The 22067-nt window shown below is 69.9% G+C and carries 13 protein-coding genes; 10 read left to right on the top strand and 3 right to left on the bottom strand.

Annotation, left to right across the window (positions count from 1 at the left end):
* Nucleotides 1-114: 114 nt before the first annotated feature.
* The 10 genes from FNF32_RS13995 (at nucleotide 115) to FNF32_RS13950 (ending at nucleotide 17858) form a co-directional block, all read left to right on the top strand.
* On the top strand, nucleotides 115-846 hold the full coding sequence (locus tag FNF32_RS13995) for a FadR/GntR family transcriptional regulator (protein WP_131672877.1): 732 nt from the start codon (nucleotides 115-117) through the stop codon (nucleotides 844-846).
* Nucleotides 843-2441, top strand: a complete 1599-nt coding sequence (locus FNF32_RS13990) for an ABC transporter substrate-binding protein (RefSeq protein ID WP_131672878.1) — start codon at nucleotides 843-845, stop codon at nucleotides 2439-2441. Before FNF32_RS13995 ends, FNF32_RS13990 begins: the two co-directional genes overlap by 4 nt.
* Nucleotides 2442-2561: 120 nt before the next feature.
* The gene (locus FNF32_RS13985; protein WP_131672879.1) at nucleotides 2562-3521 is read left to right on the top strand and encodes an ABC transporter permease; all 960 of its coding nucleotides are present in this window, start codon (nucleotides 2562-2564) and stop codon (nucleotides 3519-3521) included.
* Nucleotides 3522-3526: 5 nt separating this feature from the next.
* Nucleotides 3527-4426 (top strand): ABC transporter permease, encoded by a 900-nt coding sequence (locus tag FNF32_RS13980; RefSeq protein ID WP_131672880.1) that lies wholly within the window; start codon nucleotides 3527-3529, stop codon nucleotides 4424-4426.
* Nucleotides 4427-4481: 55 nt separating this feature from the next.
* On the top strand, nucleotides 4482-5399 hold the full coding sequence (locus FNF32_RS13975; protein WP_131672881.1) for a dihydrodipicolinate synthase family protein: 918 nt from the start codon (nucleotides 4482-4484) through the stop codon (nucleotides 5397-5399).
* Nucleotides 5400-5403: 4 nt separating this feature from the next.
* Nucleotides 5404-6411, top strand: a complete 1008-nt coding sequence (locus FNF32_RS13970) for an ABC transporter ATP-binding protein (protein WP_131672882.1) — start codon at nucleotides 5404-5406, stop codon at nucleotides 6409-6411.
* Nucleotides 6412-6413: 2 nt separating this feature from the next.
* Nucleotides 6414-7406 carry an ABC transporter ATP-binding protein gene (locus tag FNF32_RS13965; RefSeq protein ID WP_131672883.1) on the top strand — a complete coding sequence of 331 codons (993 nt, stop codon included), beginning with the start codon at nucleotides 6414-6416 and terminating at the stop codon, nucleotides 7404-7406.
* The gene (nagB, locus tag FNF32_RS13960) at nucleotides 7403-8182 is read left to right on the top strand and encodes a glucosamine-6-phosphate deaminase (RefSeq protein ID WP_131672884.1); all 780 of its coding nucleotides are present in this window, start codon (nucleotides 7403-7405) and stop codon (nucleotides 8180-8182) included. The genes FNF32_RS13965 and nagB overlap by 4 nt, the downstream gene beginning before the upstream one ends.
* A complete protein-coding gene (gene nagA / locus FNF32_RS13955; RefSeq protein WP_185961971.1) occupies nucleotides 8175-9266 on the top strand; it encodes an N-acetylglucosamine-6-phosphate deacetylase in 1092 nt (363 codons plus the stop codon). The genes nagB and nagA overlap by 8 nt, the downstream gene beginning before the upstream one ends.
* A 105-nt stretch (nucleotides 9267-9371) precedes the next feature.
* Nucleotides 9372-17858: a GH36-type glycosyl hydrolase domain-containing protein gene (locus FNF32_RS13950; RefSeq protein WP_131672886.1), complete on the top strand. Its 8487-nt coding sequence runs from the start codon at nucleotides 9372-9374 to the stop codon at nucleotides 17856-17858.
* A gap of 627 nt (nucleotides 17859-18485) precedes the next feature.
* Here the strand turns inward: FNF32_RS13950 and FNF32_RS13945 are convergent.
* Genes FNF32_RS13945 through FNF32_RS13935 form a run of 3 tightly spaced genes read right to left on the bottom strand, consistent with a single transcriptional unit; the run spans nucleotide 18486 to nucleotide 22059 of the window.
* Nucleotides 18486-19589, bottom strand: coding sequence for a flagellar basal body P-ring protein FlgI (locus tag FNF32_RS13945; protein ID WP_131672887.1), 1104 nt, complete (start codon nucleotides 19587-19589; stop codon nucleotides 18486-18488).
* Nucleotides 19589-20605, bottom strand: a complete 1017-nt coding sequence (locus FNF32_RS13940) for a flagellin (RefSeq protein ID WP_131672888.1) — start codon at nucleotides 20603-20605, stop codon at nucleotides 19589-19591. Before FNF32_RS13940 ends, FNF32_RS13945 begins: the two co-directional genes overlap by 1 nt.
* A complete protein-coding gene (locus FNF32_RS13935; RefSeq protein ID WP_131672889.1) occupies nucleotides 20602-22059 on the bottom strand; it encodes a FlgK family flagellar hook-associated protein in 1458 nt (485 codons plus the stop codon). Before FNF32_RS13935 ends, FNF32_RS13940 begins: the two co-directional genes overlap by 4 nt.
* Between the last annotated feature and the right edge of the window lie 8 nt (nucleotides 22060-22067).

Here is a 22067-nt window from a genome sequence, read left to right as displayed (position 1 = left end):
CGTTGAAGTTTCGACTTGCCGGATATCCTACAAGTCGATATGTGACAAGCAGAAGATGGACGGAACTCGACATGACCACCGCGTTGTCTTGAAGCTGGACCGGGCGATCACCGCATGAAGACGCTCAAGCCCCTGACCCGACCGCGCTCGCTGCACATCTCGGTGCAGGAACGGCTTCGTGGATACATCGCCGACAACGGGCTGCGCCCGGGCGAGCCCCTGCCGCCCGAGGCGTTCTTCGCTCAGCAGCTGGGCGTCGGCCGCAATTCGGTGCGCGAGGCGATCAAGGCGCTGGAATCGATCGGGATCGTCGAGACGCGCCGGGGCGTCGGGGTGTTCGTCAAGGAGTTCTCGTTCCAGCCGCTGCTCGACAACCTCGCCTACGGCCTCGGCTCGGGCCTGCGTGACATCGAGGAATTGCGCGAGATCCGCCGGGTGCTGGAAATCGGCCTGATCGGCAAGACCGTGCAGCTGATCCCCGACGAGGACGTGGCCGAGCTGCGCGCCACGACCGAGCGGATGCGCCAGCACGCCCTGCGCGGCAACAGCTTTCCCGACGAGGACCAGAAGTTCCACCAGCTCCTGTTCCGCTGCCAGAACAACAGGATGCTGAACTCGCTGCTCGAGATATTCTGGCTTGCCTTCTACAAGGCGTCGGATTTCGCGAACCTCGCGAACTCGGACCCGATGGCGACCTATCGCGACCATCATGAAATCGTCGAGGCGGTCGCCGCCCGCGACGCAGACAAGGCCCGCATGCGCCTGGACGAACATTACCAGGGCATCATGCAGGTCATCGACAACAACCGGAACACCAGTCCATCGGGAGGAGAGGACAAGCAATGAAATCGAACGTATCCGCAAGGGCGCGCGTCCGCGCGGCCGCCATCGCCGCGCTCATGGGGGCGACGCTGCTTGCCGGGCCCGCGCTCGCGCAGTCCGGGTCGACCATCACCGGCGGCTTCGACGTGGGCCCGGGCGGCCTGCCGGGCAACTTCAACCCGCTTGCCGCGACCAGCGGGTTCACCTGGCTGAACACCTATTACGAGCCGCTGGTAATCTACGATGCGGGCCTGACCAAGCTGGAAGGCGCGCTCGCGACCGAGTGGACGATCAGCGAGGACCAGCGCGAGATCACCTTCAAGCTGGCCGAGGAAACCTGGCACGACGGCACGCCCTTCACCTCGGCCGACGTGGCCTTCACGATCGGGCTGGCGAAGGACGCGGCCTCGGGCAGCGTGCTGGCGGCGCGGCTGGGCGCCATCGACAGCGTCGAGACGCCGGACGAACGCACCGCCGTCGTCAAGCTGTCGGCGCCGGATTCGGGCATCCTGTCCACGCTGTCGCAGGTCATGATCCTGCCCCAGCACGCGCTCAAGGACATCGCCCCGGCAGAGCTTGCGGCCAGCACCTGGTGGTCCACCACCCCGGTCGGCACCGGCCCGTTCAAGTTCGTCAAGTACGCGGCCGACCAGTATGTCGAACTGGCGGCCGACGAGGACTATCGCCTGGGCCGGCCCAAGACCGACCGGCTCATCAACCGCTATTTCGAGAACCCGGCCGCCGCCGTCTCGGCGCTGCGCGCGGGCGAGATCGACTTCACCTATGTCGAACCCGACGACGCCAAGACCTTCGACGGCAACGACGCCTTCAAGGTGATCGAGGGGCCGTCCTACGTCGTCAACTACATCGGCTTTAACCACCAGGCGAAGATCTGGGACGACGTGCGCGTGCGCCAGGCGGTGATGCATGCGATCGACCGCCAGACGATCATCGACAGCCTGTATGGCGGCGCGGCCGACGCCGCGAACTGCGGCTATGTCGGCGACCGGCTGGTGCCGCAGGGGATCGACCAGTACGAATACGATCCCGCCAAGGCGCAGGCCCTGCTGAAGGAAGCCGGCTGGGACCAGATCAACGGCCAGAAGCCGATCACCTGGCTGACCTATTACGGCACGCCGCAGGCGGCGAACGTGATGGCCGCGATCCAGGCGATGCTGGCGCAGGTCGGCATCAACGTCGTGCCGCGGGTCGTGGACACGCCGACCTACAACTCGATCGTCTACAAGGAAGGCACGCCCGACTGGAACGAGTTCCCGATGGTCTATGCGGGGCTTCAGAACGGTCCGAACCCGGCCGGCATCAACGTCGGCCTGAACGAGGCGCAGCTGCCGCCGGACGGCGCCAACATCATGCGCGTGCAGATGCCCGAACTGACGGCCGCACTTGACGGCGCGCTGGCCGAGACCGACCAGACCGCCGCCGAAGGCCGCTGGCAAGAGGTCTGCAAGGTGATGAACGCGCAGCTGCCCTGGGCCACGATGTGGGTCGCCAACCGCTACGGCGTCGCCTCGACCAAGCTTGCCGACTTCGTCTGGACGCCCGCACCCGCAGGCGGCCCGTTTGCGGCGCACCCGGAAAAATGGTCGCGCACCGAATGATCCGGCGTCGCCGCTGACGACACGGCCGGGGGCGGTCCGCCGCCCCCGCAGCCATCCGGGCCACCAGCCCGCCCCCTCTGTCCGCCCGCTCTACCCGCACCCAACCGGCACGGTGACGCCATGACGACCTTCATCGCACGACGGCTGGCCATCGGCCTTGTCATGCTTCTTGCGCTCAGCGTGCTGGTGTTCGTGCTTTTGCGGCTCGCCCCCGGTGACCCGATCGACGCCTACATCAACCCCTCGGCGCCGCTGTCGGCCGAGGCGCTGGCGGCGCTGCGGGCGCGGCTCGGCCTCGATGCGCCGCTGCCGGTGCAATACCTGGGCTGGCTGCGCGCCGCCCTGACCGGAGACCTTGGCTTTTCCACCCAGCGCGCGGGCGTGCCGGTGCTGCCGCTGGTGCTGGAACGGATCGGGCCGACGATCCTTCTGATGGCGGCGGGGCTTGCCATCGCGATCGTCGCGGGCATCTCGGCCGGGATCCTCAGCGCGGTGCGCCGGAACTCGGCGGCCGACGTGGGCCTTTCGGTGCTGGCCTTCACCGGGATTTCCAGCCCGGCCTTCCTGACCGCGCTTCTGGGCCTTTATTTCTTCTCGGTCCGGCTGGGCTGGGCGCCGTCGGGCAGCATGACCACGCCGGGCGCCGCCTTTTCGGTCCCCGACCTGCTGCACCACCTGGTCCTGCCGGCGGTGATCCTGTCGATCGGGCACGCAGCCCTCATCATGCGCTACATGCGCGCATCGCTGCTCGAGGTGCTGAACCAGGACTACGTCCGCACCGCGCGGGCCAAGGGCGTGCGGGAGTTCTGGGTCATCGTCAAGCACGCGGTCCGCAACGCGCTTCTGCCCGTGATCACGCTGATCGGATCGACCATCGGGGTCGCGGTCGGCGGCGCGATCTTCATCGAAAGCGTGTTCAACTGGCCGGGCATGGGCCTCTTGCTGGTCAGCGCCGTCAGCGACCGCGACTATCCCGTCATCATGGGCGCGACGCTGGTCATCGGCGCCGCCGTCATCGTGGTCAACCTGCTTACCGACATCACCTACGCCGCGGTCGATCCGCGCATCCGCGTGAGCTGAACGCCATGACCGCTGCATCCACATCCACCGAAATCGCCACGCCCCCGGCCAGGGCCCGCGGCCCCTGGGTCCGCGCGTGGAGCCGGTTCCGCGCCAACGGCGCCGCGCTGACCGGACTTGCGATCCTGATCCCGATCCTCGTCGCGGTCGCGACCTATCCGCTGTGGTGGACCTTCGGCCCCAACGACATCGACCTGAAGGCGATGAACCAGGGGCCGGGCCCTTCCCACTGGTTCGGCACCGACGGGGTGGGGCGCGACATCCTGGCCCGGCTGCTGCAAGGGGGCCGCATCTCGCTGACGGTCGCGTTCGTGTCGGTTGTGGTCTCGATCGTGATCGGCTTTCTCGTCGGCGCCATCGCCAGCTTCGGCGGCAAGGTCGTGGACAACGGGATCATGCGGCTGGTCGATCTCGCCATGACGCTGCCGCCGGTGATCTTCCTTCTGGTGCTGGCGTCGATCGCCGGGACCGGGATCGTGCCCACGATCGTCGTGATCTCGCTTCTGTCCTGGCCGGTGCTGTCGCGGATGGTGCGCGCCCGGCTGCTGGAACTGCGCGAACGCGACTTCGTCGTCGCCTCACGCGGGATGGGGGCGTCGATGTGGCACCTGCTGTTCCGCCACGGCCTGCCCAACTGCATCGACATCATCGTCGTCTACGCGACGCTGCAGATCGCGAACGCGATCCTGCTGGAGGCGGGGCTGTCGTTCCTGGGCCTCGGCATCGCGCCGCCGCAGGCGAGCTGGGGCAACATGCTGAACGCCGCCCGCTCGACCGTCGTGATGGAGCAATACATCTGGCAATGGATGTTCCCCGGCGGCGCGCTGGTGCTGACGGTGCTGGCCATCAACTTCCTTGGCGACGGCCTGCGCGACGCGTTCGACCCCCGATCGGACCTCAACTGACACAGCCGACCTTACCTGACCCGCCGATCCTAACTGACCCGAAAGAGACATCGACATGACAACCTTCCACGGCGTCGTTCCCCCCGTCGTCACGCCCCTGACCGAAAACCTCGAGGTCGATTACGCATCACTCACCCGCGTGGTCGAGAACCTGATCGACGGCGGCGTACACGGGCTGTTCGTGCTTGGCTCGTCGGGCGAGGTCGTGTTCTACGACGACGCCACCCGGCGCCGGATCCTCGAGCACGTGGTCAAGGTCGCGGCCGGCCGCGCGCCGGTGCTGGCGGGCGTCATGGACCCCACGACCGACCGCGTGATCGCGCATGCCCGCGCCGCTCAGGAGATCGGCGTGGACGCGGTCGTCGCGACCTCGCCCTTTTATCCGCGCACCAGCTCGCCCGAGATTGCGGACCACTTCCGCTATATCCGCGACGCGATCGACGTGCCGCTGGTCGCCTATGACATCCCGGTCTGCACCCACTACAAGCTGGACCGCCGGATGGTGGTGGACCTTGCCCGCGAGGGGGTGATCGCGGGCCTGAAGGACAGCAGCGGCGACGACGGCAACTTCCGCTTCTGCCTGCTGGACCTCGCCGACACGCCCGACGTGTTCCTGATGACCGGGTCCGAGATCGTCGTGGACACCGCCCTGATGATGGGCGCGCACGGGGTCGTCCCGGGCCTCGCCAACGTCGATCCGCACGGCTACGTCCGGCTGTGGAACCACGCGCAGGCGGGCGACTGGGCGGCGGCGCGCGCCGAACAGGAACGGCTGTGCCGCCTGTTCGAGATGGTGTGGGTCGCGTCCGGCCGCGTCAGCGGCGGGTCGGCCGGCGTGGGGTCGTTCAAGACCGCGATGCAGGCGATGGGCATCATCGACACCAACCTGATGGCGCGCCCCCAGCAGCGCCTGAACGACGCGGAAACCGCCCGCATCGTCGAGCTGGTGCGCGCCGCCGGGCTGATGGGCTGAGCCGATGAACGCGCCCGTCCTCGACATCCGCGACCTCCGCACGGTGTTCCGCGTCGGCGGGCGCGAGCTTACCGCCGTCGCGGACCTCGACCTCTCCATCGCGCCGGGCGAGACCGTGGCGCTGGTGGGCGAATCCGGGTCGGGCAAGTCCGTCACGAGCCTGTCGGTGATGGGCCTGCTGCCGCGCAAGGTCGGGCGCATCGACAACGGCACCATCGCCTTTCGCGGCAAGTCGGGGGCGGCGCGCGACCTGGTCGGGATGACGCCCGAGGCGTTGCGCCAGCTGCGCGGCAACGACATGGCGATGGTGTTCCAGGAACCGATGACCTCGCTCAACCCGGTCTATACGGTGGGCGAGCAGATCGCCGAGCCGATGCGGATCCACCTTGGCCGCTCGCGCGCGCAAGCGGCCGCGGCGGCGGTCCAGCTTCTGGCCGATGTCGGCATCCCCGACCCGGCCCGCCGCGCGCGCCAGTTCCCGCACGAGCTGTCGGGCGGCATGCGCCAGCGCGCGACCATCGCCATGGCGCTGGCCTGCGACCCGAAGCTGCTGATCGCGGACGAGCCGACCACTGCGCTGGACGTGACGATCCAGGCGCAGATCCTCGACCTGCTGGCCAAGCTTCAGGCTGAACGCGGCATGGCGATGCTGTTCGTAACCCACAACCTCGGCGTGGTGGCCGAAATCGCCGACCGCGTGGCCGTGATGTATGCCGGCCGCATCGTCGAGACCGGGACCGTGGACGAGGTTTTCGACCACCCCCGCCACCCCTACACGCAGGGGCTGCTGCGCTCGGTCCCGCGGCTGGGGCAGGCGACGGCGCTCAAGCGCGCGGGCACGCCGCTGCCGACCATCGCGGGCGCGGTGCCCAGCCTTGCCAACCTGCCGCGCGGCTGCGCCTTTGCGCCCCGCTGCCCCTACGCCATCGACGCCTGCACCGTGGCCGTCCCGCCGCTCGCCGACACCGGCGGCGGTCACGGCAGCCGCTGCATCCGCTGGCCGGAGATCTGACGATGACCGAGCAACCGTTCCTGTCCGTATCGAACCTGACCAAGCACTTCGGCGGCAGCGGCTTTTCCCGCGCCCCCGTGGTGCGCGCGGTCGAGGACGTCTCTTTCGACGTGCCGCGCGGCAAGGTCGTGGGCCTGGTCGGCGAATCCGGCAGCGGCAAGACCACCATCGGCCGCTCGGTCCTGCGGCTGATCGACCCGACCTCGGGCACGGTCCGGCTGGACGGGGTGGACCTGACCGCGATGTCGGCGCGCGATCTGCGAAGGCAGCGGGCCAAGATGCAGTATATCTTCCAGGATCCCTTCGCGAGCCTGTCGCCGCGCATGACCATCGGCCAGATCCTGATGGAGGGGCTGGGCATCCAGGGCACCGGCACCCGCCGGGACCGCGAGGACCGGGCGCGCGCCGCGCTCAAGGCCGTGGAACTGCCGGCCGACGCCTTCGACCGCTACGCGCACGAGTTTTCCGGCGGGCAGCGGCAGCGGATCGGGATCGCCCGCGCGCTTGCGCTGGAACCCCAGCTGATCGTCGCGGACGAACCGGTGTCGGCGCTGGACGTGTCCATCCAGGCGCAGATCGTGAACCTGCTGCGCGACCTGCAGACGCGGCTTGGCCTGACGATGCTGTTCATCTCGCACGATCTGGCGGTCGTCGAATACATCTGCGACACGGTGATCGTGCTTTACCTGGGCAGGATCATGGAAATCGCGCCGGCGGCCGAGCTTTACGCAAATCCGCGCCACCCCTACACGCGCGCGCTGTTGTCGGCGATCCCGGAACCCGTGCCGGGCCGCGCCAGCCGCCGCCAGATCCTGACGGGCGACATCCCGAGCCCGTCGAACCCGCCCTCGGGCTGCGTGTTCCGCACCCGCTGCCCCCATGCGATCGACGCCTGCGCGCAGGTCGTCCCCCCGCTCGAGGCGGTCGGCCGCGACCACCGCAGCGCCTGCATCCGCAACCACGAGCTTGAAACCGCCGAGGCCGTCCCCGCATGAAGATCCTGATCCTGCAAGACCGGGCCGCCGGCACCCGCCGCGCCGCCGAGATGATCTGCGACAGCGTGATGCGCCGTCCCGACGGGGTCCTCGGCCTTGCGACAGGCGGCACGATGGAGCCGCTGTATGCGGAACTGGTCAGCCGCCACCGGGAAGGGCGGCTGTCGTTCGCGCGGGCGAAAAGCTTCAACCTCGACGAATATGTCGGCCTCGCCCCGTCGCATCCGCAGTCCTATCACAGCTACATGGACCAGCACCTGTTCGGGCATGTCGACTTCGCGCCGGGTGCGACGGCCCTGCCCGACGGCAGCGCCCCCGACCCCCACGCCGAAGCCGACGCCTACGAGGCGCGGATCGTGGCCGCCGGCGGCATCGACCTGCAGCTGCTGGGGATCGGCCGCAACGGGCATATCGGCTTCAACGAACCGACTAGCTCGCTGTGCTCGCGCACCCGCGTCAAGACGCTGACCGAAAGCACGCGGGCCGCCAACGCCCGCTTTTTCGGGCCGGGGGAAGAACCGCCGACCTACGCGATCACCATGGGCCTCGCCTCGATCCTGGACGCGCGCGAGGTGCTGCTGCTGGCCTTCGGCAAGGAAAAGGCGCCCGCCGTCCGGGCCGCGATCGAAGGGCCGGTGTCGGCGTTCACCCCTGCGAGCGTCCTTCAGATGCACCGCCACGCGACGCTGATCCTTGACCAGGCGGCCGCGTCCGATCTGGAACTGCGCGAATACTACTTCACCGTCCACCCCGACGGAGCCCCGGCCGTTGTCTGAACTGCGCATCCACGCCGCCCACGCCCTGCTGCCCGACGGGCTGGTCGCCGACCGCGTCGTCACGGTCGCGGGCGGCCGGATCACCGGGATCGGACCGGGCACGGCTGCGGACGCCGACCGCTCGGCCGCGATCGTGGCGCCCGCCTTCGTGGACATCCAGATCAACGGCGGCGGCGGGGTGCAGTTCAACGAGACGCCGACGGTCGATGCACTGGCCACTGTGGCCGCGGCGGCCCGCCAGGGCGGCACCGCGGCGATCCTGCCCACCTTCATCACCGCGGCGGGGCAGTCGTTCCGACACGCGCTGGATGCGGTGGCCCGCGCGCTGGACGCGCGCGTCCCCGGCATCGTCGGCGTGCATCTGGAAGGGCCGTTCCTGAACGTCGCGCGCAAGGGCGTCCACGACCCGCGCCACATCCGGCCGATGACCGACGACGACCTCGACGTGCTTTGCGGCTTTCGGCAGGGGATCCGGCTGATCACCATCGCGCCCGAGAACGCGCCCCCCGGCGCCGTCGCGCGGCTGACGGCGGCGGGCTGGATTGTATTTGCCGGCCACACCGTCGCGACATGGGAGGACATGGCCCGCGCCCGCGACGAAGGGCTGTCGGGCGTGACCCATCTCTACAACGCGATGGAGCCGCTGGCCGGACGCGCGCCCGGCGTGATCGGGCAGGCGCTGGCAGGGCTGTATGCGGGCATCATCGCCGACGGCATCCACGTCCACCAAGGCAACCTCGCGCTTGCCGCGCGCTGCCTGCCGGACCGGCTGTGCCTCGTCACCGACGCGATGCTGACGCTGGGCACCGACATCGACGCGTTCGAGATCGACGGCCGCCCGATGCGGCGCGAGGGCGGGCGGCTGGTCGGGCCCGACGGGCAACTGGCCGGCGCGCATCTGGCGATGGACGAGGCGGTGGCGCGGATGGCCGGGATCGCGGGCGCGCGCGCCGCGCTCGACATGGCGGCGCGGAACCCGGCGCGCTGCATCGGCCTGACCGACTGGGCGATCCGCGAGGGCGCAGCGACGCCGCTGGTCCTTCTGGACGCCACGTTCCGCGCGCAGGACGTGATCGCGGCCTGAGGCGCGCGAACCCGGCGCGACCCCCACGCGTTGGCCCGTGATCGCCTTGCCGCTGTTTGACCCAGTCCGTAGGTTCGGCGCGAACTTTCAGGCGGGATTCGGAACATGGTTGATCAAGCGGGCTTCGGCCGACTGGCGGATTTCGTCCGCGGCACCCGTGGCAGCCGGACGACCATCGCCGCCAGCACCCTGCCCCCGCCGATCCGGTTCGACATCTGGACCGGCCGCTCTCTGTTCGAAGCGGGGCGCGAGCTTGCGCGCACCGACCACCCGCTGGTCAACGGCGCGACCGATCGGCTGGTCGCCCGCCTGCGCGACAATCAGGACGCGATCCGGGGCAACTACCTTGCCACCGTGGCCGACGCCGAGGCCGGCGAGGACGTGACGCCCGCGGCCGAATGGCTGATCGACAACCACCACATGGTCGAGGAAAACCTGCGCCAGCTGCGCAACGGCTTCAACGGCCAGTTCCTGCGCCGCCTGCCCCGCGTAGCCCTGTCGCAGGGCGGATCGGCCCCGCGCAGCATGGTGATCGCGTGGTATTACGTGGCGCTCAGCAACTCGGAAATCTCGCCGCACTCACTGTCCGAGTTCCTGCGCGGCTACCAGACCGAGGTGCCGCTGGGCGTGGCCGAGCTGTGGGCGGTGCCGACCTTCCTGCGCTACGTGCTGGTCGAGAACCTGCGCCGCCTGTCGGACCGGGTGAACCTGGCCCGGGAACGCCGCGAGCGCGCGAACGAGCTTGCCGACGAGCTGGCGACGCTGGACGGGGCGACGACGATCCGTGCAGCCCTGCACCGCCGGATCGGGTTCCTGAAGGACGACACGGTCGCCGCGCAGCTTTTGTACCGGATGCGCGACGCGGGCACGAACGGCCAGATCACGCTGCAGGAAATCGACCGCCTGCTGGGCCGCACCGGGTCCACCGACCGCGCGGTCGAGGCGGAGTACGCCCGCCAGTCCACCGGCAACGTCACCGTGGGCAACATCATGCGCAGCCTGCGCCGCATGGGCGACGTGGACTGGCTGGAATGGTTCGAGGGCGTCAGCCTGATCGACGCGGCCCTCGCGCGCGAGGGGGAGTTCGCGCATCTCGACCAGGCCACCCGCACCAGCTACCGCAACGCAATCGAGCGCATTGCCCGACGCTCGCCCCTGTCCGAGATGGCGGTGGCCGAACGGCTGCTGACGGTCGCGCGCGGGCGCGCCGAGGGCCGTGAGGGCGGCGGCGCGGTCGAGCTGGGCGACCTGCTGGTGGGTGCGAACCGGCACCGCTTCGCGGCCGACTGCGGCTATCGCCCGCGCTGGCGCGAACAGGTCGGGCGGTCCGTCGGGACCACCGGTATCTGGGGGCTGGTCGCCGCGATACTAGGCGTCACCGCGCTGCTGGTCTGGGCGTTGATGGCTGCGCTGCCGACCGACCGCCTGCCGACCTGGGTGCTGGCCGTTCTGGGCCTGAGCGGCGCGTTGGTCGCGTCGGAAACCGCGATGCGGCTGGTGTCGTTCGTGACCGCTCGGTCGGTCCCGCCCAAGCGCCTTCCCGCCTTCGACTTCCGCATGGGCGTGCCCGAGGACGCGCGCACGCTCGTCGTGATCCCCGGCATGCTGACCAGCATCGACGCGATCGACGAACTGGCCGAGATGCTGGAATCCCACTATCTCGCCAACCCGCTTGGCGCGGTCAGCTTCGCGCTTCTGACCGACTGGCGCGACGCCCCGACCGAGGAGCTACCCGACGACGAGCGCCTGCTGGACCACGCCGTCAAGCGGATCGAGGGGCTGGCCGACCGCTACAGCCACGGCGGCGTGCGGCGGTTCTTCCTGCTGCACCGGCGCCGGCTGTGGAACCCGGCCGAAGGCGTGTGGATGGGGTGGGAACGCAAGCGCGGCAAGCTGGCCGAACTGAACGCGCTACTGCGCGACGCCACCACCACCAGCTTCATCCCCACCGGGCCGATCCCGCCCGAAGGGATCCGCTACGTCGTGACGCTGGACAGCGACACCCGCCTGCCCCGCGACGCCGTGTCCACCCTTGCGGGCAAGATGGCGCACCCGGTCAACCGTCCGGTCCACCGCGCCGACGGCGTCGTCGTGCGCGGGCACGCGATCATGCAGCCGCGCGTGACGCCGTCGCTTACGACCGGCGCGGACGCGTCCGTGTTCCAGCGCGTGTTTTCGGCGAACCGGGGCCTCGACCCCTACGTCTTTACCGTCTCGGACCTGTATCAGGACCTGTTCGATGTCGGCAGCTTCACCGGCAAGGGCATCTACGACGTGGACGCGTTCGAGCGCGCGGGCGCCGGCCGCATGCCCGAGAACGCGGTCCTGAGCCACGACCTGCTGGAAGGCAGCCTTGCCCGCGCGGCCCTCGTCACCGACGTCGAGGTCGTCGAGGACTTTCCCCTGCGCTACGCGACCGAGGCGAGCCGCCAGCACCGCTGGATCCGCGGCGACTGGCAACTGCTGCCGTTCATCTTCAACCCGCGGAACGGGCTCGATGGGCTCGGCCGGTTCAAGATGCTCGACAACCTGCGCCGCAGCCTGCTGGCGCCCGCCTTTGTCGCGTCGTCGGTCGCGGGCTGGCTGACGCTGCCCGCCGCGTGGCCGCTGATCTGGCAGGGACTTCTGGTCCTGCTGCTGGCGCTCGTCGCGATCCTGCAGGTGGACCTGAAGATCATGACGGGCCAGCACGGCATCTCGGTCCGGCACCAGTTGCGGCTGATGCTGCGCGACGCGCGCAACTACGTGACCGAACTTGGCCTGATCGTCACCACGATGGCGCACCGCGCCGTCCGTTCGGTCGATGCGATCGGGCGCACGCTGTGGCGGCTGGCGGTCAGCCGCAAGCACCTGCTGGAATGGACGCCCGCGCGCGAGGCCGGGCGCGGCCCGGCAAGCCTGACGAACAGCTATCGCGGGATGGCCGGATCGGTCGCCATCGGCGTGGCCGCGCTGATCGCCACCGCGATCGTGAACCCCATCGCGCTGCCGGTGGCGCTGATCCTGTGCGGCCTGTGGATCGCCGCGCCGTTCATCATGTTCAGCGCCTCACGCCCGCTGGAAACGCAAGACCGCCTGAACCTGACCGACGAGGACGAGGCCGCGCTGCGCCGCATCGGCCGCCTGACCTGGCGCTTCTTCGAGGATTTCGTCGGCCCCGACACCAACCACCTGCCGCCAGACAACTTTCAGGAAACGCCCGCGCCGAAGCTGGCGGAACGGACCTCGCCCACCAATATCGGCCTGTATCTGCTGTCGGTGATGTCGGCCCGCGACCTCGGCTGGATCGGGGTCGAGACGGCGCTGAAGCGGATCGACGCGACCCTTGCCACGATGGAGCGGATGGCCCGGTTCCGCGGCCACTACTTCAACTGGTATGACACCCGCACGCTGACGGTGCTGCCGCAGCCCTATATCTCGTCGGTGGACAGCGGCAACCTTGCGGGCGCGCTGGTGGCGCTGGCGTCGGGCCTGCGCGGCTGGGCCAGCGAGGCGGCGGCGATCCGCCAGCCCCGCACGCGCGGCATCGCCGACACGCTGGGCGTCCTGCGGACCCGGATCGCGGCGCTGCCCGAGCCTCAGCGCGCGCTGCGCGAGTTGCGCCAGTCGCTCGACACGGCGGTGGCGGGGTTTGCCGTGGCGCTGCAACAGATCTCGGCCCAGCGCGGCCGGGGGACGCTGGCGCAGGGGCAGCTGCGGACGCTTGCGGCCGATATCGACCGCCTTGCGGCCGACCTTGCCGGCAGCCTGCCGGGCGACGAGGGGGCCGAGGTCGCGCACTGGTCGCGGGCGCTGGTGCGCCACTGCGACGACGTGCTGCAACCCCTGTCCGAAGGCCGCGACGCGCTTCAGACCTTTGCGTTGCGGGTCGGGCTGATGGCGGAACGCGCGCGGATGCTCGCGTTCGAGATGGACTTCGCCATGCTGGTCGATCCCGACAAGATGCTTTTGTCGGTGGGCTACCGCCCGGACGACGAGCAGCTGGACGAATCCTGCTACGACCTGCTCGCGTCCGAGGCGCGGCTGACCTCGTTCCTGGCCGTCGCCAAGGGCGACCTGCGGCAGGAACACTGGCGCCGTCTGGGTCGCCCCTTCGCCAATATCGGCGGCGAAGGCGCGCTGCTGTCGTGGTCGGGCTGCATGTTCGAATACCTGATGCCGCCGCTTCTGCTGAAGGAACGCCAGGGCGGGATCCTGAACGCCTCGAACCAGATGGCGGTCGATGTCCACATCGACTGGGGCCGGGCGCGCAACATCCCGTGGGGGGTGTCGGAAAGCGCGTTCAACGCCCGCGACCGCGACATGAACTACCAGTACTACGCCTTCGGCGTGCCCGCGCTTGCGCTGAAACGATCGGGGAACGATCAGGTTGTCGCGCCCTACGCGTCGATCATGGCGGCGCAGCTGCGCCCGCAGGCGGCGCTCAAGAACCTTGCCGCGCTGCGCGCGATCGGGGCCGAGGGGCCGCACGGCTTTTACGACGCGGTCGATTTCACCCGCTCGCGGCTGCGCGACGGCATCCACCATTCGGTCGTCCGCAACGTGATGGCGCACCACCACGGCATGTCGATCCTCGCGATCACCAACGCCGTCCTCGACGGCATCCACCGCGACCGCTTCCACGACGATCCGGTGGTGCGCGCGTCCGAACTGATGCTGCAGGAAAAATCCCCGCGCGACATCGTGCCGGTGACCCGTTCGCCGTCGCGGTCGCACGTGGACATGGGCAGCGGCGTCGCCGCGGGCGACACCGTGACCTTCGTGAACGACCCCGCCCGGGCCGAACGCGAGGTCGGGCTGATCTCGAACGGCAAGTTCTCGACCCTCGTGTCCTCGACCGGGGCCGGGCGGTCGATGCTGGGCGACATGGCGATCAACCGCTGGTCGCCCGATCCGACCCGCGACGACGGCGGCATCTACGTCATGATGCGCGACGCCAAGTCGAACGAATGGTGGTCCGCGACGTCGGGCCCCTGCTCGACCGAGAACGAGCGGTCCTCGACCATGTTCTCGGACCACAAGGCCGAGTTCTTCAAGACCGCGAACGCGATCGAAAGCCGGCTCGAGGTGATCGCCGCGACCGACGCAGACGCCGACGGCCGCCGGCTGACGCTGCGCAACCGCTCGGGCAGCGACCGCACGATCGAGATCACGTCCTATGGCGAGATCGTGCTGGACGCCCCGGCCGCCGACCGCACCCACCCCGCCTTTTCGAAGATGTTCGTGGAAACCGAGATCCGCGACGGCGGCGCGCTGATCGTGGCGCAGCGAAAGCCGCGCGACCCCAAGGGCAAGCCGCGCTTCTTCGCCCATCTGGTCGCCGGCCCCAACAGCGCGGGCACGCCCGCGACCGAGGCGGAAACCGACCGCCGCGCCTTTATCGGCCGCGGCCGCAGCCTGGCCGATGCCGCCGCCTTCGACGCGGGCGCGGCGCTGCGCGGCGGTCAGGGCTACACGATGGACCCTTGCTTCGCGATCCGCCGCCGGATCAGGGTGCCCGCGGGCAAGACCGTGTCGCTGACCTTCTGGACGCTTGTCGCGGGCAGCGCCGAGGAACGCGACCGGCTCGCGTCCCACTATGTCCGCCCCGAGGTGTTCGACAACGAGCTGCGCCTTGCCTGGACCTATTCGCAGGTGCAGCTGCGCCACCTGGGCGTCACGCTTGAGGATGCGCGGCTGTTCCGCCGCTTCGCCGCGCTGCTGATCTGGCCCGACATGCGGCTCGCGCTGGACGGCGGCGCGGACGGGCGGATGGGGCCGCAATCGGCGCTGTGGCCGATGGGGATTTCGGGCGACGACCCGATCATCCTGATCCGCATCGACGACGAGGGCGACCTGCCGATCGTCCGCCAGGCGCTGCGGATGCACCAGTTCCTCCGCGCGCGCGGCGTGGCCCACGACGTCGTGGTGCTGAACGAGCGGGCGACGAGCTACATTCAGGACCTGCAGCACCAGCTGCAATCCATGATCGAGGCGGCCGAGCCGCAGCGCGGCGTCCACTGCCATCTGCACGCGATCAGGCGCGACCAGCTGTCGTCGCAGTCGTTCGAGACGCTGCTGGCCTGCGCGCGGATCGTGCTGCACACCCGCAACGGGCGTCTGGCCGACCAGATCGAGCGCCTCGCCAACGCCGAGAACGCGCCCACCCCGGCCGAGCGGTCCACCCCGGCCCGCCGCCCCCTGCCCGACGATCCCAAGCCCGCGCCCGCCTCGCAGTCGCAGCTGGACTTCTGGAACGGCTACGGCGGCTTTTCGCCGGACGGGCGCGAATACGTCGTGCGGACGACGCCCGACCGGCAGACGCCGCACCCATGGATCAACGTGATCGCGCGCGACGACTTCGGCTTCCACGTCTCGGCCGAAGGGGCGCCCTATTCCTGGGCCGTGAACTCGCGCGATTTCCAGATCTCGCCGTGGTCGAACGACCCGCTGCTGAACCCCGCCGGCGAAGGCATCTGGATCCACGACCCGGACACGGGCCGCGTGGCCACGCCGTTCCTCGCGCTCGCCGCCAATGATGGGGCGATCTACGAAAGCGCGCACGGCGTCGGCTATTCCCGCTTCAGCGCCGATCACGGCTGGGTCGCGGTCGAGGCGGTGATGACGCTGGCCGACGGGCACCCGGCGCGGCTGACGCGGCTGACCGTCCGCAACCGCACGACGCGGCGCCTGCGCCTGCAGGGGGCGGCCTTCGTCGAACTGGTGCTGGGCAACGACCGCTCGCGCTCGGCGCCCATGATCCGCGCGCATTTCGATGCGGAAAACGCGGCCGTCGTGGCGCGGAACCCCTTTTCGGCCGATTTCTCGGACCGCAGCATCGCCTTGTCGTGCGACCGTCCAGTCGACGCCTGCACCGCCTCGCGCACCGGCTTCCTTGGGCGGCACGGGTCGATGTCGCGGCCGGCGGCGCTGGACCGCTGGCCCGCGCAGCGCAGCGGTCCCGAGCTTGCGACCGACGGCGATCCCGGCGCCGGCATCCGCTGGACCCTGAACCTCGCGCCCGGCGAAAGCGCCGAAACGACGATCATCCTGGCCGAGGGAACGGCCGAGACCCTGCCCGGAACGCTCGATGCGACACGGGCGGCGGGCGCGGCCGATCGCGGCCTTGGCGCGATGCGCGACGGATGGGACCGGATCCTCGGCAGCCTGCAGGTCAAGACGCCCGATCCGAAGCTCGACCTGATGGTGAACGCGTGGCTGCCTTATCAGGCGCTGGGGTGCCGGATCAGGTCGCGCACGGGCTTTTACCAGGCATCGGGCGCATTCGGCTTCCGCGACCAGTTGCAGGACACGGCCGCGATGCTGTTGCAGGACCCGAGCCTGTGCCGGCGCCAGCTTCTGAACGCCGCCTCGCGCCAGTTCCCCGAAGGCGACGTGCAGCACTGGTGGCTGCCGCGGTCGGGGGCGGGCGTTAGGACGATGATTTCGGACGACGTGGTGTGGCTGGGGAACGTGACCGCGCAGTACGTCGCCGCCACCGGCGACACCGCGCTGCTGGACGAGCCGGTCGAGTTCATCGCCGGCCCGCCGCTTGAGCCGGGCCAGCACGACCAGTTCATGACGCCGCGCCCGTCGGGCGAGACGGCGCCGTTCTACGAGCACTGCGCGCGGGCGCTGGACCTCGCCATGGCGCGGACCGGCGAACGCGGCCTGCCGCTGATCCTCGGCGGCGACTGGAACGACGGGATGAACCGCGTGGGCGAGGAAGGGCGCGGCGAAAGCGTGTGGCTGGGCTGGTTCCTGTGCGCGACGATCGACGCCTTCGCGCCGCTCGCGCGGGCGCGGGGCGATAACGCGCGCGCCGACGCCTGGGTCGCGCACCGCAACGCGGTCGCGGCGGCGCTCGACCGGTCGGGCTGGGACGGCGCATGGTACCGGCGCGGCTATTTCGACGACGGAACCCCGCTGGGGTCGGCGGAAAGCGAGGAATGCCGAATCGATTCCATCGCGCAAAGCTGGGCGCTTTTGTCGGGCGCCGGGCGGCCCGACCGTGCGGCCATGGGCGTGAACGCGGCGCTCGAGCAGCTGTTCGACCGCGAGGCCGGGCTGATCAAGCTGTTCACCCCGCCCTTCTCGCGCTCGAACGTCGAGCCGGGCTATATCAAGGCCTATCCGCCGGGCGTGCGCGAGAATGGCGGCCAGTACACCCACGCGGCCATGTGGATGGTCTACGCGCTCGGCCGCAGCGGCGACGGGCAGCGCGCCCACCGGCTGTTCGACGCAATCAACCCGATCTCGCATTCCTCGGACCAGCGGTCGGCCGATACCTACCGGGTGGAACCCTACGTGGCGGTGGCCGACATCTATGCCGGCCGCGACAAGCTGGGCCGCGGCGGCTGGACCTGGTACACGGGCTCGGCCGGCTGGATGTACCGCGCGGCCGTCGAGGGCATCCTGGGCATCCAGCGCCGCGAGAACGGCTTTGCCGTGGACCCGAGCCTGCCCCCGAACTGGCCCGGCTTCACGGCAACGCTGAACGTCGAGGGCCGCAACGCGCGAATCGAGGTCACCCGCGATGCGGCGGGCGAGTTGAGCGTGCAGGTAAACGGCAAGAGCCATGCCGCGGGAGAGCTGGTGAGGATCGAAACTTGAGAATGGGGCGCAGCATCGCCGGAGTGATGCTGCGCCCTGTTGTGGTGGATAGCGTTCTCGACTGAGCATGCGCGCTGCGCTCGCAAGCAAGCGGCATCCACCGACTGTGACTGCCTGGCTGTTGCTGGTGACGATCGAAACGCGAGAATGGGGCGCAGCATCGCCGGAGTGATGCAGCGCCCTGTTGTCATGGGTAGCAGTCTCGACTGAGCATGCGCGCGCCGCGCTTGCAGGCAAGCGGCATCCACCGACTGTGACTACCTGGCTCTTGCTTGCATGGATTCACGCCGGAGTTTGGGGTGGCGGTCACGAACCAAACCGCTCGACGGGGCACACCCATCAGGTCGTTTGCCCAATCCCTTTTCCGAGGACTTCCGCAGTTTGCGAGTTAGCCCGGCACAAAGTACGAACCGCCACCTAGGGGCATCGGTCCCGATCTGCCAAGGCCGAAACGGGCCAACCGCTTACAGCATCGCATAGCAATGGTCGCTGCCGACGGAACCAAGTCTGCCCTCAATGCGGCTCACCAGCCTGTTCAACGAGATGTTGCGCGGCCTTCAGCCACTCCCCCCATTGCCCCTAAAGACCTTCTCCTGAGGCCCCGGCCGGCATCTACCCAGCCCACCCTCAATTCACCACGAACTCCGCATGCAGCGCACCCGCCGCGTGAACGGCCTTGAGAATGTCGATCATCTCGCGCGGGCGCACACCCAGCGCGTTCAACCCCGCCACGACGTCGGAGAGCGATGAGTCCCCGCTCACCTCGGCGAAACCGATGCCGGGTTCCTGCGTGATCTGCGCGTCGGTGCGCGGGACGACGACCGTCTGCCCGTCGGCAAAGGGGTTCGGCTGCGACACCACCGGCGCCTCGCGCACCCGCAGCGTCAGGCTGCCCTGCGATACCGCCACGCGAGAGATCCGCACGTCCTCGCCCACCACGATCGTGCCGGACTTGTGGTCCACCACGACGCGCGCCCGTGATTCCGGCTCGACCGTCAGGTTCTCGATCCGTCCCGCAAGCCGGGCGGGGTTGACCGTTCCCAGGCTGCTCGGGTCCACGTTCACCGTGCCCGCATCCAGCAGTTCCGCGACGCCGGGACCGAGGTCGTCGTTGATCACCGCCTCGATCCGCGCGGCGGTCGTGAAATCGGCCGTTCGAAGCGCCAGCCTGAATCCCGTCATGCTCGAGAAATCGAAGCTCACCTCGCGCTCGACCCGCGCGCCCGACGGCACCGCGCCGGCCGTCGGCACGCCCTGGACGACCTTGGCGGCCTCGCCCTCGACCGCGACGCCCCCGGCGATGACCGACCCCTGCGCCACCGCATAGACCGACCCGTCGGCGGCATTCAGCGGCGTCAGCACCAGCGTGCCGCCCAGCAGGCTTTTCGCATCGCCGATCGCCGCCACGTTGACGTCGAACTGGCTGCCCGCGCGCGCAAAGGGGGGCAGCGTCGCCGTGACCATGACGGCCGCCACGTTCTTGGGCCGGAAGCTTTCGCCGGTGACGTTCACGCCCAGACGTTCCAGCATTCCCGACAGCATTTCTTCAGTATAGGGCGTGTTCCGCAGGCTGTCGCCGGTGCCGTTCAGCCCGACGACCAGACCGTAGCCGACAAGATCGTTGCCCCGCACACCGTCGATCGTGACCAGGTCCTTGATCCGCACCGGCGCGGCGTGGGCCATCGCCGGCAAAAGCACGCCCAGCAACACCCATCGCAGGACGCGCGCCATCACAGGTAATCCGCCAGCGACAGGCGGCTCAGCCGCGCGGTCAGGGCGTACAGCTTTTCAAGCCGCCCCTCCGCCTCGGTCAGCGCCGTCGCCGACTCGTAGGGATCGGCCGAGGCCAGCTTGTTGTGCATGATCTTAAGCCCCATCGCCTCCGCATCGTTGCGGGTCGCCGCGTCCTCGACCGTCGCCTGCACGCTGCCGACTGCCGCCTGCAAGGCGGTCAGGCCCCGGCTTCCACCCACCAGCCGCTCGCCCGCCGCCTGGATCATGAGCGCGCGCGACCCTGGATCTGGCGCGATGCCGGGATCGGCCGCAATTGCGGCGATCGCCAGCCCCTTCAGCGTCGCCCGTACGGACGCATCTGCGGCGGTCGCCGGATTGACGACCTTCGTTCCCGGAGCGACGGCGACGCCTGCGTCCGCAACCGGCGCGCCGTGATAGGCCATGTCGAGGAAGCCGCCGCCGCCCGCCGGTGCATCGAACCAGGCGTCGATCGCGGCGATCGCCTGACCGGCGGTCGGCTGCCCGGCGGCAATCGCGCGCGTCATCGACAGGATGTCGGCAGCGGGCGAAAGCGGCGCCGTATCGGTCGCCGCACCCGACAGAAGTTGCCGGCCGCCCGCAGTCACGTTGAACGAGGCGACCACCGCCTCCATGTCGCCGGCGGCCTGGCGCGCATGGATCGCCATCGTTGCGGGGTTGCCGACCGCGGCATCCGCCAGGAATGCGGCCCCCTTGTCGCCGACCAGCGACTGGACGGCACCAAGAGCTGTCTGCACCGCCTCCAGCTCGTTGCCGATCAGCGCGGCATTCGATGACAGCGCATCCAGCGTCGTGAGCCGGGACGAGATGAACGCGACCGGCCCCATGTCTCCGCGCTGCGCGGCGGCGAGGTCGTGGCGGCGGCCGGTCGTGACCTCGTGCGTCAGCGCGGAAAGCTGCGCCTTGATGTCCTGGTTGGCGCGCCGCAGCTGCACGGCGCGGGACAGGTCGGAGGTGGTCAGGGAAATGCTCATGTCAGCCCCAGAATGTTCAGCAGCATGTCGTCGACCGCCTTCAGCACCTTGGCGTTGGCGGCGTAGGCGCGTTCGAGGCCGAGCAGGTTTTCCAGCTCGCGGTCGGTGTCGACGCCGTCGGACCGCATCATGTCCGAAAGCGCGTCGTGCTGCGCGGTGGCGCGCGCCTCGTCGGCTTCGGCACCCAATCGAAGGCCAGACGCGGTCGATGTCATGTCGGCGGCGATGACCTGCGCGCTGCGCGCCGCGGCCCCCGCCGGCGCGCCAGCAGGCAGGCGCGGGCGGGCAATCGCATCGGCAAGCCGGCCAAGCGCGCCGGGATCGCCGGGGGCGGACGGCGCGACGGCAGCCATCCCGTCGCGCAGGCGCCACAGCGCGCCGCCCGTGGCGGGATCGGCCAGCGGGTTCACCACCAGGCGGCCCGCAAGACCTGTGGGGTGGGCGGGGCGCAAAGGATCGCCGTCGTCGGTGAACAGACCGGCCGAGCCCGCGGGCAGCGTCGGGTCGACAGCCGCATCGGCCGCCCGGTCGACCAGGTCGAGCGCGAGCGCGTCCAGCCGCGACTGAAGCTCGGGCGCGGTCTGGTCGCGGATCGTGAACCGGGCGCCGAGGGTGCCGCCCGCGAACATCGACATCTGGCCCGCGGTCACGTCGGCATCGTCGATCGTCAACAGCGCCAGCGGGCTGCCTACGGTCATCCCCGGCGTCACCGGCACGGTCGGGCGAAAGCCGATCCGCATGGGCTGCGAGCCGTCCAACAGCAACGCCCCGCCCGCCGTGACCAGCGCCACCCGGCCATTGTCGCGGGACAGTTCCTGCAGCGGCACGATCTCGGCCAGGGACGAGATCAGCGCCTGCCGCCGGTCCATGAGCGAGCTTGCGTCGTTCCCCTGCGCGATCTGGACGGTGATGCTACGAGTGAGCTCGGCCACTTGGCCAAGGCCGGCGTTCAGCCGCGCCACGTCGGCCGCGATCGCCGCGTCGGCGTTGGTGCGATCCTCGGTCAGCTGGACGCCGAGCCGGTTGATCTTGGCGGCAAGCGCGCCGGCGCGCGATAGGACGGCGGAAAGCCGCGTCTCGCTGTCCGGCCGGCTGGTGGCGGACGCCAGCGCCGCCTCGAACTCGGCAAGGGTCGCGGTCAGCGATCCGGGCTCGCCCGGAACGCCGATCGCATGCTCGACGTCGCGCGCGAAGCCGGTCATGAGCGCCGTTCCCGCAGCGTCGCTGCCGGCAAGGCGCTGCTGGGCCAGCACGGACTGCTGGACCACGCGCGCAACCGAGTCGATCTGCACCCCGCCGCCGCCCGCGATATGGGACCGGGGCGACAACTGCAGCTCGCGCCGGGCGTATCCCGGCGTCTGAGCGTTGGCGATGTTCGAGGCCACGACCTCGGTGCCCCGGCCCGCATAGGCCAGCCCCGACATGGCGTTCGACAGCGCGTTCGTCAGGCTCATCGCCGTCT

It is taken from the genome of Paracoccus marinus (assembly GCF_007018965.1).
GTDB lineage: Bacteria > Pseudomonadota > Alphaproteobacteria > Rhodobacterales > Rhodobacteraceae > Paracoccus > Paracoccus marinus.
Note: the sequence above shows the minus strand (reverse complement) of the source record. Positions and strands in the feature narration are given on the sequence as shown.

Excerpts from the sequence above, each read along its gene's own strand:
- FNF32_RS13995 (WP_131672877.1), top strand. The coding sequence starts at position 115 with ATGAAGACGCTCAAGCCCCTGACCCGACCGCGCTCGCTGCACATCTCG.
- FNF32_RS13990 (WP_131672878.1), top strand. The coding sequence starts at position 843 with ATGAAATCGAACGTATCCGCAAGGGCGCGCGTCCGCGCGGCCGCCATC.
- FNF32_RS13985 (WP_131672879.1), top strand. The coding sequence starts at position 2,562 with ATGACGACCTTCATCGCACGACGGCTGGCCATCGGCCTTGTCATGCTT.
- FNF32_RS13980 (WP_131672880.1), top strand. The coding sequence starts at position 3,527 with ATGACCGCTGCATCCACATCCACCGAAATCGCCACGCCCCCGGCCAGG.
- FNF32_RS13975 (WP_131672881.1), top strand. The coding sequence starts at position 4,482 with ATGACAACCTTCCACGGCGTCGTTCCCCCCGTCGTCACGCCCCTGACC.
- FNF32_RS13970 (WP_131672882.1), top strand. The coding sequence starts at position 5,404 with ATGAACGCGCCCGTCCTCGACATCCGCGACCTCCGCACGGTGTTCCGC.
- FNF32_RS13965 (WP_131672883.1), top strand. The coding sequence starts at position 6,414 with ATGACCGAGCAACCGTTCCTGTCCGTATCGAACCTGACCAAGCACTTC.
- nagB (WP_131672884.1), top strand. The coding sequence starts at position 7,403 with ATGAAGATCCTGATCCTGCAAGACCGGGCCGCCGGCACCCGCCGCGCC.
- FNF32_RS13950 (WP_131672886.1), top strand. The coding sequence starts at position 9,372 with ATGGTTGATCAAGCGGGCTTCGGCCGACTGGCGGATTTCGTCCGCGGC.
- FNF32_RS13945 (WP_131672887.1), bottom strand. The coding sequence starts at position 19,589 with ATGGCGCGCGTCCTGCGATGGGTGTTGCTGGGCGTGCTTTTGCCGGCG.
- FNF32_RS13940 (WP_131672888.1), bottom strand. The coding sequence starts at position 20,605 with ATGAGCATTTCCCTGACCACCTCCGACCTGTCCCGCGCCGTGCAGCTG.
- FNF32_RS13935 (WP_131672889.1), bottom strand. The coding sequence starts at position 22,059 with ATGAGCCTGACGAACGCGCTGTCGAACGCCATGTCGGGGCTGGCCTAT.